This window comes from Lactobacillus sp. M44, from assembly GCF_058130005.1.
The window spans coordinates 595063-613428 of the sequence record NZ_CM176707.1 but is presented as its reverse complement, the minus strand read 5'-3'; the positions used below and the strand labels follow the sequence as shown (position 1 = coordinate 613428).

At 33.5% G+C, this 18366-nt stretch carries 13 protein-coding genes, 1 tRNA gene and 1 pseudogene; 3 read left to right on the top strand and 12 right to left on the bottom strand.

The genetic code is table 11. The annotated features are described in order from the left end of the window. Positions 1-205 precede the first annotated feature (205 nt). The 3 genes from AC38BG_RS02985 to AC38BG_RS02975 all read left to right on the top strand — a co-directional run bounded on the left by AC38BG_RS02985 (position 206) and on the right by AC38BG_RS02975 (position 3913). A complete protein-coding gene (locus AC38BG_RS02985) occupies positions 206-1108 on the top strand; it encodes an N-acetylglucosamine kinase (protein ID WP_489937831.1) in 903 nt (300 codons plus the stop codon). Positions 1109-1275: 167 nt separating this feature from the next. Next, a complete protein-coding gene (locus tag AC38BG_RS02980) occupies positions 1276-3264 on the top strand; it encodes a hypothetical protein (protein WP_489937679.1) in 1989 nt (662 codons plus the stop codon). Further along, a complete protein-coding gene (locus tag AC38BG_RS02975; RefSeq protein WP_489937678.1) occupies positions 3257-3913 on the top strand; it encodes an ATP-binding cassette domain-containing protein in 657 nt (218 codons plus the stop codon). The genes AC38BG_RS02980 and AC38BG_RS02975 overlap by 8 nt, the downstream gene beginning before the upstream one ends. Before the next feature lie 27 nt (positions 3914-3940). Here AC38BG_RS02975 and AC38BG_RS02970 read toward each other — a convergent pair whose 3' ends face one another. The 12 genes and pseudogenes from AC38BG_RS02970 to AC38BG_RS02915 form a co-directional block, all read right to left on the bottom strand. After that, positions 3941-4144 carry a hypothetical protein gene (locus AC38BG_RS02970; RefSeq protein ID WP_489937677.1) on the bottom strand — a complete coding sequence of 68 codons (204 nt, stop codon included), beginning with the start codon at positions 4142-4144 and terminating at the stop codon, positions 3941-3943. Beyond that, a complete protein-coding gene (locus tag AC38BG_RS02965) occupies positions 4110-4232 on the bottom strand; it encodes a hypothetical protein (protein WP_489937676.1) in 123 nt (40 codons plus the stop codon). The genes AC38BG_RS02970 and AC38BG_RS02965 overlap by 35 nt, the downstream gene beginning before the upstream one ends. A 13-nt stretch (positions 4233-4245) precedes the next feature. Then, positions 4246-5309: pseudogene (locus AC38BG_RS02960) on the bottom strand (DNA cytosine methyltransferase). A 19-nt stretch (positions 5310-5328) separates the two neighbouring features. After that, entirely contained in the window at positions 5329-5922 is a 594-nt protein-coding gene (locus AC38BG_RS02955) for an alpha/beta hydrolase (protein WP_489937675.1), read from the bottom strand. A 504-nt stretch (positions 5923-6426) separates the two neighbouring features. Continuing rightward, positions 6427-12735 carry a YPDG domain-containing protein gene (locus AC38BG_RS02950; protein WP_489937674.1) on the bottom strand — a complete coding sequence of 2103 codons (6309 nt, stop codon included), beginning with the start codon at positions 12733-12735 and terminating at the stop codon, positions 6427-6429. Between the two features lie 763 nt (positions 12736-13498). Further along, positions 13499-14080, bottom strand: a complete 582-nt coding sequence (locus tag AC38BG_RS02945) for a hypothetical protein (protein WP_489937673.1) — start codon at positions 14078-14080, stop codon at positions 13499-13501. After that, positions 14070-14549, bottom strand: a complete 480-nt coding sequence (locus tag AC38BG_RS02940; protein WP_489937672.1) for a deoxycytidylate deaminase — start codon at positions 14547-14549, stop codon at positions 14070-14072. The genes AC38BG_RS02945 and AC38BG_RS02940 overlap by 11 nt, the downstream gene beginning before the upstream one ends. 23 nt (positions 14550-14572) lie before the next feature. Beyond that, positions 14573-15202 carry a glycoside hydrolase family 73 protein gene (locus AC38BG_RS02935; RefSeq protein WP_489937671.1) on the bottom strand — a complete coding sequence of 210 codons (630 nt, stop codon included), beginning with the start codon at positions 15200-15202 and terminating at the stop codon, positions 14573-14575. A gap of 18 nt (positions 15203-15220) precedes the next feature. Continuing rightward, positions 15221-15823: an ECF transporter S component gene (locus AC38BG_RS02930; protein ID WP_489937670.1), complete on the bottom strand. Its 603-nt coding sequence runs from the start codon at positions 15821-15823 to the stop codon at positions 15221-15223. 85 nt (positions 15824-15908) lie between these two features. Continuing rightward, a tRNA-Leu gene (locus AC38BG_RS02925) sits at positions 15909-15994 on the bottom strand. 50 nt (positions 15995-16044) lie between these two features. Further along, positions 16045-16992, bottom strand: a complete 948-nt coding sequence (bsh, locus tag AC38BG_RS02920; protein WP_489937669.1) for a choloylglycine hydrolase — start codon at positions 16990-16992, stop codon at positions 16045-16047. Positions 16993-17007: 15 nt separating this feature from the next. Continuing rightward, positions 17008-18366 carry a conjugated bile salt MFS transporter gene (locus AC38BG_RS02915; RefSeq protein WP_489937668.1) on the bottom strand — a complete coding sequence of 453 codons (1359 nt, stop codon included), beginning with the start codon at positions 18364-18366 and terminating at the stop codon, positions 17008-17010.

Here is an 18366-nt window from a genome sequence, read left to right as displayed (position 1 = left end):
ATTCTCCTTAGTATATTTGTAAATAATGGTAACGTTTACATATTATATTATAGCCAAAATTTTGCAGGCGATGAAACTGATTTTCAAGATTTTTTTGCCTTTGTATCACAAAAAAATTTTAAGATTTATTCTAATTATTAGACTATAACGGTTACATAGCTTATAATTAAGTAGTTTCAAAACGCTTTAAATATTGAGAGGTTAGATAAATATGAATTATATGATTGGTATTGATGCAGGAGGAACTCATACAACTGCGATTGCTTACGATGAAAAAGGTAACAAAATAACCAGTGCTGAAACTGGTCAAGGTAATATTATTATTGACTACGATGGTGGGATCACTAATATTGTTACTGCTGTCCAAAGAATCGCTACTGAAATTGGTGATGATCCTCAAAAAGTGCTAGTTGGTATTGCAGGAATTTCCATTTATGGACATGAAGCAGAAGTCGCACGTGAAATATCAGCTAGAATTAATAATGTGCCAACAAAGGCAATCACTGATGCGGTCTTGGCATTATACAATGGATTAGAAGGCGATGATGGTGCTTTAGTTATTGCTGGTACTGGGTCAATTGTTAATGGTTTACAAAATGGTCATTTGATTTCCGTTGGTGGTTATGGTCAAATCTTAGGCGATGAGGGTAGTGCTTACCAAATTGCTGTAGCTGGGATGAAACATGCTCTCCGTGTATATGATGAAGGACACAGCGATGCATTAATGGATATGTTCACTACTTACTTTGGCGTTGAAAGAATGGAAGATTGTAACGCTCCATTTTACAAAATGACTCGTCCACAAGTTGCCGCTATGGCAGTTGAAATCGCCAAATTAGCTGATAGCGGTGATGCCGCTGCTACTGCAGTTATCAAAGAACAAGCACACTTATTAGCTGAAGATATTTTGATTTGTTTAGACAGATATCAAGATCCTAAGCCTATGAAAATTGCCTTAACTGGATCAGTTTTAGCAAATAATGAAATGCTTCGCAGACAAATTGAAGATGAAGTTCATGCAAAATATCCAAAGGCTACATTTAGTGTTTCAAATGGTCAAAATGCACGTGGAGTAATCTTTGATAAATCAACTGATTATGTGATGTAAAAATAATCTGAATATAAGTGTAAACAACTGCTCCATTATAATTAAGCCACTCATTAACGTGTGTGGCTTTTATTTTATATGAGGACATTATTATGTTTAAACGTCTTTTGAGGTACTCATTAATTTTTATTTCAATATTTACCATATTTTTATGGACATTATTCATTATGACTAATGAAAATTTAAAAACAGCACAAAGAGAAAATGATTTATCAACTCATTTTACTCAATTAAATATACCTATTCATACATATTCAAATAAAAATTATAAAACACTAATAAACGATATTTATTCTGTAAGTAATGAATTAAAAGTTCCTTTTTTAAAACGAACTTGGTATCAAGGTCATGGTTTAAATAAAAAAGTAAATTATGCTCATTCAATAGATGATATAACTTTTGAAGTTAGCAATTTATCAACAACTCTATTGCAAAATAATTTTGAAACTAAATTTGTAACTAATAAAGTTTACTCTACTAAAAAAATAAATGGTGTTATACCTTTGAAGAAAATTAGTTCAATTGATTTTACAGTAAAACAACTGAATTATAAACATCCTTACAGAGAAGGGTATTTTTACATACAATCAACTAATCCAACTATTCTCTCAAAATTTAGAAAAAAACTTGCTAATAAAATTAATCATAGTTTTCAAACTACTTATACAGAACAAGACTTTTGGCCTCAAACTATGCCAACTATATTCAATACAAATACATATGATTTAAGACAGATTGCTCTTACATTTACTATTTTCCAGATAATATTTTTAATATTGTTTTGCATACTTTCAAGCTATGATCTTGGAATATATAAACTAGTAGGAATATCTAACTTAAATACTGCATTTAATCTTTATTTTCCTATTTTTATTTCAACCTTAATTACTGCTACTATTATTTGCTGCTTTCATTTAAATATAGTTCAGCAAATTATTTCAGCAACGGCATTATTTTTACTAGGCGAGATTTTTATTGTTTACCTAATTGTATTTATCTTGTATAAACTACCCACTAATAGGTTATTAATTAAAAGAAATTATGCAAAATCTATATTTTACCTATTGTATCCAATAAAAATAGTAATTTTGATTATTATTGCTATGAATCTTTTCCCACTAGGGCAAAGTACATATCAGTATTTTAAATCACGTTCACAAGCAAATAATATTTTTAATGACTACGGTGTATTCTTCCCTACTTCAATAGGATATAATCAGGCAGATTTGACAAATCCACAATATTCGTCTGAATTAGATACAAAGATAATCTATCCGTTTGCTGAAAAAAAAGGAGCCTTATTGATTAACACAACTCCTCAATACCCACCAGTTGATAATCCTTATAGATCAGCACAAATTAATACAAATTATTTAAAATTAAATCCATTATATACAGTAAGTGGCAAAAAAGTAGTAATAAATAATACATCATCAGCACCTACAGTTTTATTACCTCAAAAATATGCACACTATAAAACTATAATTGCAAAGAATTTTATAAATAATAATATTGGTAAATCTAAAAATATAAAATTTATTATAATTGCAAACAATCAAAAATTAATTGATGAAATTGGTAAAAAGACTAATTACTACAACTATATCTCTGTTCTTACGCAAAATAATTTGCCAACCATGATTAATATGCTTACCGGAGATTCTCGAGAACCTTTAAAAATTAAATTGTACAAAAAATCTCCTTCGATAGTTTATAAAGAATATTTACCATTATTAAGACAATATAATTTAACTGATAATTTACCTCAGTTAATTAAAGCACGTGATTTGCCACTAAATTTAATGAAACAAGCTATGGGTAATATTCAAGCAAACATCATTTCTATTATTATAAGTATTTTTACTTTTATAATTATTGATATTGCAATAATCTATCTATTCTTTTCAGTTTATGGAAAAAAATATGCAATCAAAAAATCTTTGGGAATTTCATCTTTTAAATACAGTTTTTTTTACAGATTACTATGGTTATTGTCAGCAATTACCACTATAATTTCAGGCTCATTAATATTAAGCATTTGGTCAATAGAATTATTCCTAATTTGGATCCTTCTTTTATTTATTGACTTAGTAATTAATGAAGTTGGTAGAAGTATTTTGGGTAAATCTATAATAAGGAGACTTTTAAATGAATAAAACAGTTATTGAATTAAATAATATTACTAAAAAATTCAAAAAAAATACTGTATTTAGCAACCTTAATTTAACAGTTTGCGAAAACACAATTACCACCATTTATGGCAACAGTGGTTCTGGTAAGTCAACATTATTAAATATCATTGGACTACTTGAAAGGGCAACTTCTGGTCAAATTAAATTATTTGGTGCTCCTGCTCCTAAAGTTAATAGTTATCATGCACGTATTATTCTTAAAAATCGAATTAGTTACTTATTTCAAAATTTTGCTTTAATGAATGATGAATCTATTAAGAAAAATATCAACATTGTAAAACTAGATAGTTCTCAATCTTGGACAGATTTTAACTCTAAAAAGAAAAGAATGTTAACAAAATTCAATATCACTCAACCAGAAAAAACTATAGTTGGAAGTTTATCTGGCGGACAACAGCAACGTATCTCTTTAATCAGAAGCTTATTAAAACCTTGTGACCTTTTATTATGTGATGAACCAACTGGATCATTGGATCCAGAAAATAAACATTATATTTTTGAAGAGTTACTTCGACTTAAAAATAAAGGAAAAACCATATTAATAGTATCTCATGACCCTTATATCATTAGAAATAGTGATATAGCTTATAATATCAATCAACTATATAAATGATTAATAATCTTTGTATTACTTAGTGTCTCAATTAATTTTTCCACTGCGCAATAAAAATGTAATACCTTTTGTATTTTGTAATTCAGAAACTGCTGCAAAAGAACCAACCATCATTAAATTGATTTTATATCCTTTGCGCACCATTATTTGACAGCTTGTTACAAATTCTATTAATTCTTGATTCATATTAATTTTATCAATAATAAAAATCGATATATATTGTTTTGTCAACTTCATGCATCCCATATACTAAAGATGTCTGATAAACACCTACCCCATTTTCAATTGATTCTACAACTTCATTAAGTACATTTTTCATGTTAGCTTACTCTTTATTCCTCACTATTTAGTGCTGCAACAATTGATAAACCTACTTCTTTAGCAAAATTCACAGCAACTGCATTACCAATTTGTTTATAAATAGCTCCTACTCCGCCTACAAATTGCCATGAATCAGGGAAACTTTGAATTCTAGCATACTCTCTAGTAGTAAAAGGACGAGTTTCATCAGGATGACAACGTTCTGTTTGCTTTTGAGAAGGAGAAGTAGTCAAAGTTAAGCTTGGCTCATCCCAACTTAATCTTCGTGCCATACCCGTACGCCCACCACCAGAGTTCCAACTTGATCCCATATACTCTTTAGCTACTTTCTCTGGCAAATCTCTCCAATATCCACCTGCAGGAACTAGCTTTAAAACATCATATTTTTTCTTAGAGTAAGTTACACCTGGACTATCTGGAACATTTTGCAATACATCACGCAAAACTGGTTTATAGTCATGAGCTTTAGGAAATCTATATTTAATATTTAGATCATTTCGAATTCCAACCAAGATCATTCTTTGTCGCTTTTCAGCTACACCATAATCCCATGCATTCAATACCTTATAAGTAGTATGATAACCAATATTTTCAAATACTTCGATCATTGTCTTTAAAGTCCGTCCATGATCCATAGTAGTTAGTCCACGAACATTTTCTACTAAGAACATTTTAGGTTTTAGTTGTTCAAGTACTTTTGCATAGTTGTAAAATAAAGTACCTCTAGTATCTTCTAATCCTCGTCTTTTGCCGGCATAAGAGAATGCCTGACATGGATATCCACCACTTAACAAATCAATCTCTATATTTTTAGGAATATATTTATATATTCCTTCTTTTGTGTCTGTTATTTTAGTTATATCTTCATTAATGATATTCCAATTTGGACGATTTTTTTCAAAGTTGCAACAGCATGTTTATCGATTTCTACTAATCCTTTATCTGTAAAACCTGCCTGCTCTAGTCCTAATGCTAAGCCACCAGCTCCAGCAAAAAGCTCTACAACATTATAATTTTTCTTTGCTTTAATATTTGATACATCTATGTAATCGTCTTTAATGTCATTTGAAAACAAGATCGGTTATTTTCTTTCTCTAATTCAACTCTGTCCTCAAAAATGTTCCAATCAAATGCTCAATGCGATTCACATCTTGCTCGCTATATTCATGCTTGCCACCACGAATCTCAAGTAGCTGCGCTTTGGGCATACTATTAGCGATTTTTGCAACATCTTTTAATTTATTTTCAGTATCATCTGTACCATTAACAATCATGGTAGCACCTTGATACTTCTTCATTACATCTAAATCATCTGATTTAAATTCTGGTGTTAACAAAATTAATCCCTTTAGCGATCTACCAATTTGGCTAGCAACTAATCCTGCATATCTACCAGCTTGATTACTACCAGCTAAGACAATATATTCCCCCGCAACTTGCTTACTGACTCTTAAGGTTTCAAATACAGCCAATATTTTTTTCTTAGCTTCCGCAAAATCTGTAGTTGATTTAAAGCGAAATGTTAAAATTCCTAATCCATTCAAATAATCTGCATATTGTTCGCTATGATCATCTTGATCATTTTCCGCAAAAATAACTAATGGAGCTTTTCCAGTTGTTTTAGGATTTTTGCCCCAGAAACCCTTGACTTTAACGTATTCATTTTCAATTACTAATTTTTCTTGCATAAAAGGTCTTCCTTTCTTGTATATATTTATCTTATCATGTAAGAGCTATCAATAAACATCATGTGTCAATATGTATGTGTCCATATTTTTCTTTTGGGGCATTATCGGTTTTTTCGTATTAGACTTTTTGCTTGCAATAAACTTTAGGATTATCAAGAAGTCACTAAATAGTTTGATTTCTACAGTTAACCAAATAACTATACTTTATTTAGCCATACATTTATTGCACAAAGTAAAAAAATTACTTGAATCAGATAAAGAAAAAGATTCAAGTAAATCCACTAAAAAACACCATCGTTGATGGATGGTGTTTTTACCCAATTTAAATGCCACCATCATTTAGTGACACGACAAGCGTGCTGTAACACACTTGTTTTTATATGGTTATTATACAAGTTTAAACACTGCTCTACAATAGATTTACAATAAATCTTCAAAATTCATTGCATACAAAAAGGATAAGACATCGAGTCTCATCCTTTTTTGTTTATAATCTAGTGATTATTATTTATCTTCACGACGTTTGCGTGAACCTGCTAGACCGAATAATCCAGCAATTGAAGCAATTGCTAATCCAAAGATACCAGCATTGTTCTTAGCTTCGCCAGTTTGTGGCAACTTCTTAGAGTTTGCATTCATGTTCATGTTTGCTGAACCCTTTGATGAAGTCTTAGCACCATTGTTCATAGTGTTTGAAGTGTTCATCATACCTGAGTTACCATTGCCTGAGTTGCTCTTACCAGTGTTAGCATTTGAATTTGCATTAGAGTTACCATTGTTTGAGTTATTCATACCGTTGTCACCATTATTGTTGGTGTTTTGGTTGTTATTGTTGTCAGTTGATGGAGTTTGATCTCCGCCTTGGTTGCCACCAGTTGATGGGTTCTTGTTTCCACCTTGATCACCACTTGTTGGAGGAACTTGACCTTGGTCAGCTCTAACAACAGGAACATTAACAGTACCAGGAATTGTCATATCATCTGGATATACAAAGCTTGGATCAATTACCCAACCAGCTGGGATATATTGATCAATAGCAGACTTGAGCTCTGCTGCTGAAACAGATTGACCCTTTGAGCCTGTGATATCTGGTGCTTGAGAAACAGTTTCACCTAATCCCTTATCTTTATTGTAGTAAGTAATTACAATTGCACCTTGGTCAGGAACGATAGGCTTAGTGCCAGTGTCACCTCGTTTTGTAACTGTTACAGGAACATTAACTGTGTATGTTGGATCTCCATTACCTGGATCTACTACTACAGGAATCGTTGTGTCACCTGTTGGTGTAGTGTCTTTAGTAGTTACTGTAATATCACCGGTATTTGGATCAACAGTTACACCCATTCCACTTGGCAAGTTAGAAGTGTCACCTGGTTTAAACGTTGGCTTTTCGCCTTCTGGAATTGTTGGCTTAATTACAGTTGAACCACCTTGTTCTACAGGATTATTTTGTGGATAAGTTACTTGTGGTGCTTTTTGATCTGGATAAATTACATTAGATGGAACAGTTACAGAACCAACACCTGGAATAGTTACAGTAACATTAGTATCTTGATTACCACTCTTATTTGGATCAGGGGTCTTGTTAGGATCATATGTTTCAGTTGTGTTACCTGGCAAGTTATCCTTACCCTTAATTGCATCACCAGCATTTTGAGGATCGTTTGCAGGATTATCAATAGGATAACCATTTACAACATATACAGTTGCTGTTGTATCATCTACTGAAGGCTTGTCAGCAGTATTATCTGGGTAAGTTACCTTAACTGGGATGTTCATAGTTGCTGAACTGTCAGTTGGAGCAGTGAATGTGATCTTACCAGTAGTTTGATCAATATTTACTGTTACACCATCAATTGTAGTAGTTTGTGTACCATTGTCGAAGCTGTACTTAGTGCCATCTGGAACAGTACTTGGTGTCTTATCAGTACCTTTAGTTACAACTGGATCAACAGTTACAGAATCTCCACCCTTAACGATTTGTGGTGTGTAAGTTACATCGTATTGTGATGCATCTGTATCAGTATTTGCTTTACTAAAGGTAATAGTGTAATTGCCATTACCTACAGTAAATGTAGCAGGAATTGCTGGGTTCCACGTACCAGTGTTTTGATCGTAACCTTGATCAGCTGTTGGATTCATTTGTGCTAAAACATCAGCCTTAGCAGTACCACTCTTAACTAAGAAGATCTTAGTAGTTGGGTTAGCAGCTTTTGCAGCAGGGGTATTAGCTAATGGAGCAAATGAACCATTTACAGCATTGAAAGTTTCATATATGTAACCTTCTGGTGCAGGATCGTTCGTTGGATCATTGTGCTTAGGATTATTAGTTACATCGATAACATCACCTACAACTACAGTTTCTGGAACATTGTCATCAACTGAGCCATCTGGATAAGTTACTTTAGCAGGAACATCATCGTAAATACCTGACTTGCTGGTGTCAATTGGATTACCAGTAGCTGGATCAATTGGCATACCTTTATCATCAATATGATCCCAAGTTACTGTAGGAGCCTTTTGATTGCCATTTTTATCAGGCATGGTAGTTACTGTTTGACCATCTTGATCCTTGTAGTCCTTAATACCATTTTCAGCTGGGATTGAAGTTGCACCATTCTTTACTTCATTTGGCTTAGTTTCTGGTGTGTACTCGTCAGCTTGATCAGTAGTATTCTTAGGTACCATATGCAATGAACTTGCAGGAATATTGATGTTCAAGTAAGTTGGTTGACCATTTGCACCATTATCAGTAAATGTAATTTTAATTACACCACCATTGCCTTGTGCATCTGGCTTAGTGCCCCAAGTTGTGCTTGCAATTTCATCAGTAGGGATATTGTTATCAACTAACTTGCTGAATTGATCAGAAGTTAAATCAGAACCAACAGTTACATCAACTGGAGTAGTTACGTTCTTAGCACCTGCACCTTTAGCATCAATAGTAAATGGATCAGTAGTTACTACGCCATTCTTTGAGCCTAAGATGTTTTGTGCATCAGCGTTACCTTTCAAATCAACCTTGATTGATTCGTTAGGGATTTGCTTGCCATCTTTGCTTGCAGTAGCAACTACAGTATCTGGAGTAGTTGACCAAGTTACCTTAGAAGGATCTACAGTGATAGGTGTTGCAGTAGTTGAAAGCTTACCATCAGAGCCTAATGCGTATCCGTTAACAGTTACTGCACTAGCTGCGTTCAAAACTTGTGAGTTGTCACTAGTTTCGTGAGCGTTAAGTTTTGAAGTATCAACCTTAGTTACAACTGCACCGTTGTCGCCCCAAGTTACTGTTTCATCGCCTTTGTTATCAGTTACATATACTGGTACATAAACTGTTTCTGAATCTGGTTTATCAGTAGTTCCATCTGGGTAAGTTACAGTAACTGGAATGTTTACAGCACCTTCTGGTGTGTTAACAGTAGTAATTGTTACAGTACCATCATCAGCAACTGTAGCAGTCATACCTGCAGGTAAACCAGTATTGTCAACAGTGTACTTAGTGCCTTCTGGCGCTTTACTACCAACATTGATCTTGCCATCTGCACTTGGAGTGTAGTTAGGGGAAACTGTCTTAGAATCACTTGGTTTCATAGTTTGACCAGCGTAAGTTGGTTGGTAAAGATCTTTGTCAAGAGCAGCTTTACTAAATGCTACATTGTAAGTCTCATTCATATCTGACTTGCCGAATGTTGCTGGTAATTTAGGAGTCCAATTTTCAGAACTTTGTGAGTAACCATCATTAGCTTTTGGATCTACAGCAGATACAAATTCTTCTTTAGAAGTATTATCTTTTACTAAGTACTCCTTAGGAGTAGTTGCTGAAGTATCTGAACCGAAGTGTCCATTAGTGATAGTTACGTTTACTAATTCATATCCATCTGGAATTGCACCTGGTTGAGTAGGATCATCGTGCTTAGGATTATTAGTTACATCAACTACATTACCTACAACTACAGTTTCATTGATCTTATCTTTAGAACCATCTGGGTAAGTTACTGTTGCTGGAATATTGTCGTAAATTCCAGGAGTAGAAGTATCTACACCATCTGGAACACCAGTCTTAGGATCTTGTCCAGGTTTTGGATTGTCCCAAGTTACTGTTGGTGCAGTTGGAGTATTGTTGTTATTAGGATCTGGGAATGTAGTAGTTGTAGTACCATCTTTATCATTCTTGTAGTCAGTAACACCATTTGCTGCAGGAACTGATGTGGCACCCTTATCTACTTCATTTGGCTTAGTTTCTGGTGTGTACGCGTCAGCTTGATCAGTAACATGAATAGGAATGATTACATCAGTATCTTGTGAACCATCAGCATATGTTACTGTAGCATTTGCGTTGTAGTCACCAGCCTTAGGGAAGTTAGCATTTGCATCAATAGTGTTACCAGCTGAGTCAGTTAATTCAACACCATCTGCATTTGGAGTAAACTTAACATTATTTACTAAACCATCTTTTGCAACTGTTTGACCAGCTGAGTCAAGTAAGTCCTTGATACCATTGGCAGCAGTTAAGTCACTTAATTTTTGGCTAGTAGTTGCATTAAGTGCTTGAGTTTCTGGTTGATACTTATCAGCGTCAGTAATCTTAACGCCATTATCAGATAACTTAGAACCCATAGCTATACGTTGTGGAGTCCACCAGTTAAATTGGTTAGCAATTTGGTTCAAATAGTTAGGTTTGTAAGCTACACCATCTGTTCCAGAAGTTGCATTACCATTAGTCAAGCCATTTTGACCACCACCAACTTGGTTAGGTGCTAAGGTTACAGCAGTTTGGTTGGAGTCAATTAATTTTTGTGAAGCGGTTTGTCCAGCAAGTAATGCTTTAGGATTTTCACCTTTCTTTGCAAAAGTGTTGGAGTTATTACCCCAGTTATTTTGGTTATGTTCTTGAGTAATGTACCATACAAATGATGGATCATCAAAATTACCTTGACTCCATTGAGCTAATGGAGTTGTGGCAGTGTAGCCGTTGTTAATATAAGTATTATTTGTATCACCTTCAAGACGTAACAAACTACCATGTTGTGCACCAGTTCTTTGCAAGTTCACATAATCAGGATTATTGAATTGAACAATATCCTTTGCACTGGTTCCCCACATAGTAATCAAGCCAGCCCAAGCTTCTGTATCAGTACCATTAGCAACGCCACTCATAGTATCAGGATCTTGAGCAGAATCTTGTAAGTCAAGTGTACCTCGAATGTCTAAATTGAAGTTCTTACCTGCACTAACACCTGAGTTACCATAAGAAATTAATGGAGAAGTTGATTTTGCAACACCTTTACGAGTAATCTTCAAGACACCGTCTTGGCTAACTCTTAATTCATCATTAGTATCACCAGCTGCTGCAGTAGTATTACCTAAAGTGATAGGTGCATAGTGGTTACCATGGTTAGAAGTAGCAAGTGAATCAGTAGTATCTTGCTTAGTATCAATGGTTAAGTTACCATTATTTTGAACATCAACATGACTTGCAAAAATAGCTTGTGAAGCACCTTGGGTCATGTTCATTTCAAGGTTACCACCGTTTTTAACGCGAACGACACCTTCTTTAGCGGTATCAATGTTTGCACCCTTAGCATTACCATCGAAACTGATGCCCATAATGTTTTTAGAATCATTACCTTGGCTGTCCTTGCCATTAGTATTGATAGTCATCGTAGCGCCATTATCAACGACAAAGTTGCTGTCTTGAGCAGTCTTTAAATCGCTACCGTTGGTAATGGTAAACACAGCACCTTGATTAGCTGCATTTGGTCCATAAGGTTGAGTATAAATTGCATTAATAGTTGTGTTACCATTTACCACTTCAGCACTATTAACTGCAAATGCACTGTTAGCACTCACAGAAGTATTAGCAGTAGGTGTAAATGTAGTGTTAATAGTATTGTCGCCAGTGAATTTAACATTAATACCTTGCTCATTAGCAGAACCGGCAGGGCCAGCAGCAGCTACTACACGATTAGCATTAATAGTATCATTATCAAAAGTTACGTAATCCTTTTCACCATTTACTGCACTAACATCAAAGTAAAATGGAGCACCATAGGTACTAGTTGAACTAATGTTCTTAAAGTTCGTTAAAGTAATGTCCCAATTATTAGTAGCTGTTTGGTTGGCGTCAGTAAAGTCAATGTACTTATTACCCATAGTCAAGGTAAAGCCAGCACCATCAATGGTTAACTTACGAGCAATACCTTGGTTGTTAATTTGTTCGTAAGGATTTAACGTATTACCATTAAGTGGACCTGAATGCAAAGTTGCACCGCTAAAGTCAATGTTTTGACCTAAAACAATGTTAGTTACACTAGTATCACGTAATGCACTTAAAAATTGTGAATAATCATTAACAGTTTGTGTGTTTTGAGCTTTTGTTGCTCTGGGTTGTGGTACTCGTGCAAAGTTCGTTGGTCTAAATTGTGAACCTTTTGGAGCTACTGGTTTTTGCACATTAGTAGCTACAGGGGTAGTTTGTGTGCTACTTGTTACAGGAGTTTTGGTATCATTTGCTGCAGATTGTGTTTTACTTTCTACTCCATTAGCTTGGTCATTAGCCGAGGTTTGTGGTGCAACACTATTTGCATCTTTATATTTCACACCAGTTTGAGATTGACCTCCTGGTTGCTCAGCATTACCCTTTGTTGTTTCTGTATTAGCAGAACCAGTATTGGTATTATTACCATTTTCAGTTGCTGCTTTTGCAGATTGTGAATTTGACATAAAGGCAAATCCGATAAGCACAGAAGCTGCACCTACAGTCAGCTTTCTAATCGAATAACGATTTTGTTTATCAAAAAACTTTTTCTTCAATGTCGTTACCTCCAATATTAAAATATAACTTTTTCATATGTACGGGGTTATTATAACCCCTTAGTTAAATCTTTTGCAACCATTAATTTACAGTAAATTGTTTTTTATTTATAGAGGATAGTCCTTGGTATATATATAGGTTTGCAAGCGATAACAATTGATATTTGTTTGTTTTTAAAAGCTTGTTTTATCGCTATTTATTTAATGTATAAAATAACTTGGTAATTGAATATTTACCATTTATGTTATGTGATAATTGTTGTGAGTATAAATAGGGCAAGTTGATAGTCTATGGCAACTAAAAATAAATTTAATTGATAAACGAAAAAACAATAATAAAAGTCGTAACTAATATATAGGGGGTAAATTATACTTTTTGCCTTACTTTATAATTAGGAGGAAACCTCATGGAAATGAATGAGATTTTTCAAGACAGATTGAAAATCAGCGTATTACGGATGACTTGTTATTTCGCAATGTTATCGAAAAAGGTGTCAGACAAGAGCAGCTTAATGGGTTGAAGATTTTGGCAAGCACCTTAAAGGAAATGAACATTAGTGATAATGAAATCTTTTCTAAACTGAAACAAAAATACGGTAAATACTTCTCAGACGGACAAATACGTAAATACATTAATTAGCTTAAAATAGAACCATAACTTTAAAGGTGCAATAACAGTTGTTGTTTGTGCCTTTTTTACTATTTTGAATGGTATAACCATAAACAAACTCAAGCTCATATCGAATGATAATTCCATTACAACTTATATTTTTTGCTTTCTAAAATGCCAAAACACTGCCCCAACGGCTAATGCAATTACTATTGCCCATGCCATGTTCATACTGTTAGGGTGATACAATTTAGTCATTTGCCCTTGAGTTAGTTCATATTGTGCATTGTCATAAGAGAATTCTTGATTTATTTTAGTAATACATGCTTTTATTAAAAACTGCAATCCTGAATTTACTTTTTGCTTATCTTTGCTTTTTAGTGCACTTGCTTGACTAGAAATAAGATCATAAACAAATTTTTGATTAATTATATTAACCATATCTTTTGATCGATAAATTTGTACATTGGTCTTATTATTTTTGCGACCAAAAACTATGTAAATAGTATGTGAAATATCATTTAAATGATTTGGCTTTAAATTATCAATATGATTTACAGTTTCAATTATTATTTTAGGTCGTTGCGGCTTTTTTTGATAAAAATTGTTAGTGTCATTAATAATAATTTGAGTTTTATTAGTTAATAAATGCAAATTATCTGCAATGAAGCTCTTAGTTGAAGCTGTTAAAACCAAAGCTAAAAATAAAACAATGTAAATAATTCTAGGTTTCATCTTCAAGTTTATGTGCCAAACTTTCTACATATTTACGATCAATTGTGATTTGGTCTGCTTTTATTCCAACTTGATTTAATAATTCTAATGCCAATGGATTATCATGATAATCATAATAGTAATTTATCCTTTTGACTCCTGCTTGCAATAAAGCCTTAGTGCAATTATAACAAGGAAAATGTGTCACATAAATTTCAGTATTATCTGTTGAAACACCATTTTTGGCGCACTGAATTAGAGTATTCATTTCAGAATGAATTGTCCTAACGCAATGTCCATCAACCATTTGATGACCAATATCATCACAATGAGGTTGACCTGAAACAGAACCATTATATCCTGTACCTATTATGCGCTTATCTTTAACTAAAACACTGCCAACTAATGCTCGATTGCAAGTTGAACGCTGTGCAATAACTAACGCTTGCATCATAAAATATTGCTTCCAAGGAATTCGATCACGAACCATAATGTGCCTCTTTTTAATTAAATCTACTTATCATATTGAGATAAATCAAACTGTTCAATCAAACTTATCAACTTGTCTGCATAATCAGGATCAGTTGCATACCCATCAGTAACTAACGCACGAGCTTGCGTCTTATAGTCTTTTGCAGCTAGCACATGTTCATATTGCTTAGGATTCCATGTAGTTCCTACTTGAAATAGCCTAGCATGGGCTCTAATAGATGCCTCATAAGAATCATATACTTGAAATCTCGCCTTTACTTTTTCCCATTTACCATTCACAAATTCTTTAGTAGTCAAAACTTTAGAAACATTGGAGTTAGCACTTTTTACTCCAAATAAATTATTATATTTTTGTGACAATTCACTTTGACCATAATCACTTTCTAAACATGCCTGTGCAATTGTGATACTTGGCAATAGTGAATAATCTTGATCAACTTTTTGGGCAATGGGACCAATTGTCTTAATAAAATCTTTTTTGATTTTTAGTTGTTTTTGTACAGCTTGCTGCTGAGCTAGTTGTTGTTGCTGATTTATTGCATAACGACGATAATATCTAACACACACTAACCCAATTATTAAAACTAACAATATTCCAAAAACTTTAACTAAAGTCATGCCAGTTGTTTTGTTTGCTGACTTTTTTACCATAATTTGAGAATCCTTTTCTTAATGTCTATTTAAAACTTGTTTTAAAGGCTTAACTACTATTGGAGTGACAATGGCTGTAAAAATCGCTTCACTGACTCCATTAGCTGCTAGTGCAACACTTAATACTGTAATAATTGGTGTATTTTGAACATCTCCTAAATTATGCATTAGAGTTTTTGAGTTCATAAAAATCAAACTAGTCAATAACACTACAAATACAGTATTAGCTACAGATGCAGATAGCCCTCCTAAAGTATACCCAAGAATTTGTTTTTTGAAATTAATTTTTGATAAATATTTACCAATTAATCCAGGGAAAAAGCCTGCTAAAACTCGTGGAACTATTGCAATTATGGGATTTTGAAATAGCATTAAACTAACCAAATCTCCAGGCTGAGTATATGCACGATATAAGCTAATTATTCCCCAAAATAATCCCAATAAACTTCCAGCCTTAGGTCCTGTTAGCAAAGCATATATTGCAATAGTCGCAGGTATTGTAGTAATTGCTGGCAGAGCAGGTATTATTCTAAGAGATCCTAAAAATGGAACAAAGTTTTGTAATAAAATAATTGCGGTAAATATTGCAGCAATTGTTAAATTCTTAGTTTTAGTATGCATATTATTTCCTTTTATCTTAAGTGTTCTCTGTATTTTAGCAAAGAAAAAAAGAAGCTACCACTAAAGTAACTTCCTAATCCAAGTATGCGGGCGAGAAGACTCGAACTTCCACGATCTAAAAGCGATCACAAGATCCTTAGTCTTGCGCGTCTGCCATTCCGCCACGCCCGCGTACTTAGATAATATATCAAAATTTCACATATTAATCAAATTGCATATTTTTAATAAACTGTCAATTTGTTACTGTTACTATTTTCTTCAGTTAATTTTTGACTCTTTAATTCAAAATCATTGTAGTAATTATAATAATAAGTTTTAGTTTTTTGACTATAACATGAACTATAAACAGTATATTCTAATTGTCCATGATCATTGACTACACTACCATTAACCATCGCAACTGCCTTTAAAATATTCAACAATTTTGCAACATTGGCTTTTTCACCAGTAACAGTTGGATAAAAAGCATTTAAATATGCAGCTTTTACAAATCTTGATGCTGGAATACTATCTCCTGGCAAGCCTAAACTTCCAGTACCTACACCTAATTGATGTACATTTTGACCATTCCAGTCACTTTTAATCACATCTTTTGGATTTAATGCAACATAATTATCTAAATTGGTCAATTGCCAAGCAAAATCAGGACTATTAGTTAAAACTCCAACCCTATCATCAAACACTTTTAGACCTTCTTGGCTTTGTTCAACTACAATTGCACTATCTGCATCGCTGATAATCCAGTGCAACGGTGATACTCCCATCTTAGGAACAAAGCTTTTATTGACTAATTCGACATTTTTTAAGGCTTTCTTGATATCTTCAACACTATTGAAATTCTCAACTGCCCATAGCATTAATTCATAAGGAGCTAAATTAGTTTTATTTTGACTAGCGGATTCAGCAAATTTTGCATAATGGGGGAAATTAAGTCCTGCAATACAAATACCATCTTCACTGCAACAATCAAAATATAATGGATAGTCATCTACTACTAAACCCATTCCTATCAAAGCTTTAGTAGTTTTACTATCATCCAAAAACTTATATGGTAGCTTGTAATTTCTTGGAGTTACAATTATTTTTTCACCATAATCGCCAGCAATATCTAAATTACGACCAAAATATAAATTGTTTTGATCATCATCAAATCTGATCCCTGTACACATTTGAAAATCCCTCTTTTAACTTTCTAAAACAGCATTTCCATTTTTAGCAATAAGATCTTTTTGCATTTTCTTGATCTTTATTACTGAAATAACTAACATAATAAAGCCAACAATGACAAAGGCTAACATGAAATACCATGCTACTGTGAAACTTGCTTTACCTTTAATAATCCCAAATAATGGGGCACCTATTGCAAAGCCTATTGCATAAGCTAAGCCAACATAACCTAACATGACACCTTGGTCTTTTGCACCAAATAAATCTTTTGCCATAAATGCAGGACCTGACATGTAAGAAAATACAGCTAAGCCACAAAAGATCGCATATGCAATACCTGCAGTTTTGCTAACACCTGAACCATATGGTTGGAAGCTAACAAATACCATCATCAAAATTGATAATACATACATTACTGCTGCATAAGTCATTGACTTAGCAGTTCCTAACTTATCAAATAAGATACCACCAGTTACATTACCAACTAAGCATCCCACACCATACATCGCACCAATTAATCCAACATCTGTTAATGATAACTTAGTATCCAAAAATGCTGCATAATCTTCATTCAATGAAGCTAATCCTAATCCAATGATTAAAAATCCAACACTGAATACCCAGAACCATTTCATTTTTAATACTTCAGTGGCACTCCAGCCTTGGAATTCATGAGCTTTTTTATCAGCTGCTGCTACTTTGCTTGAAGCAATTTCAGAGGCAGTTACTACAGTTTCATCTTTTTTAGGAGTTCTAATAAAAATAGCAATCAATATACCAATAACTAACAATGCAATTGCAAAGTAGAAAAATGGCGCCATTGAAGTTAAGTGCCCAGTCTTAGGACCTCCTACCATATAGTGTTGCAAGACACTTTGAGTAATTGGTTGCAAGAAAATATTACCAATTGAACCACCACAAAATGCAACACCTAATGCAGCACCTCTGCCTTTATATGGGAACCAGTGATTGATTACCCAAGGTACACCTTGACCTGAGTAAAAGGTCGAACCAATCATACATAAAATAGCAGCACCATAAAATTGTGGCAATTTTGTACTAATTCCAAAAATTACATAAGCTAGTGCTGATAATCCAATACCAGTTAAATACATAACTTTAAAATTGATCTTACTTAAACCTTTACCAATAAATGGTGAAGCAATTGATGCAGCAACCGCACCAAAAGTGAAAATCAAAGTATATGAGGCTAATGTGAAATGGAAGGTATTAACTAATGGGTGTACAAATAATGGTTGAATATTTTGTGCAATTCCATAAGGAATAGCTTGTGTCAACATACACAAAAATACCATGAAATACTTGTACCCCTGGCTAACAGGTTGCTTTTGTGCGACAGAATTTTCATTAGACAT

Coding starts and splice junctions, on each gene's coding strand:
- AC38BG_RS02980 (WP_489937679.1), top strand. CDS start 1,276: ATGACTAATGAAAATTTAAAAACAGCACAAAGAGAAAATGATTTATCA.
- AC38BG_RS02975 (WP_489937678.1), top strand. CDS start 3,257: ATGAATAAAACAGTTATTGAATTAAATAATATTACTAAAAAATTCAAA.
- AC38BG_RS02965 (WP_489937676.1), bottom strand. CDS start 4,232: ATGAAAAATGTACTTAATGAAGTTGTAGAATCAATTGAAAATGGGGTA.
- AC38BG_RS02955 (WP_489937675.1), bottom strand. CDS start 5,922: ATGCAAGAAAAATTAGTAATTGAAAATGAATACGTTAAAGTCAAGGGT.
- AC38BG_RS02945 (WP_489937673.1), bottom strand. CDS start 14,080: ATGAAACCTAGAATTATTTACATTGTTTTATTTTTAGCTTTGGTTTTA.
- AC38BG_RS02940 (WP_489937672.1), bottom strand. CDS start 14,549: ATGGTTCGTGATCGAATTCCTTGGAAGCAATATTTTATGATGCAAGCG.
- AC38BG_RS02935 (WP_489937671.1), bottom strand. CDS start 15,202: ATGGTAAAAAAGTCAGCAAACAAAACAACTGGCATGACTTTAGTTAAA.
- AC38BG_RS02930 (WP_489937670.1), bottom strand. CDS start 15,823: ATGCATACTAAAACTAAGAATTTAACAATTGCTGCAATATTTACCGCA.
- bsh (WP_489937669.1), bottom strand. CDS start 16,992: ATGTGTACAGGGATCAGATTTGATGATGATCAAAACAATTTATATTTT.
- AC38BG_RS02915 (WP_489937668.1), bottom strand. CDS start 18,366: ATGTCTAATGAAAATTCTGTCGCACAAAAGCAACCTGTTAGCCAGGGG.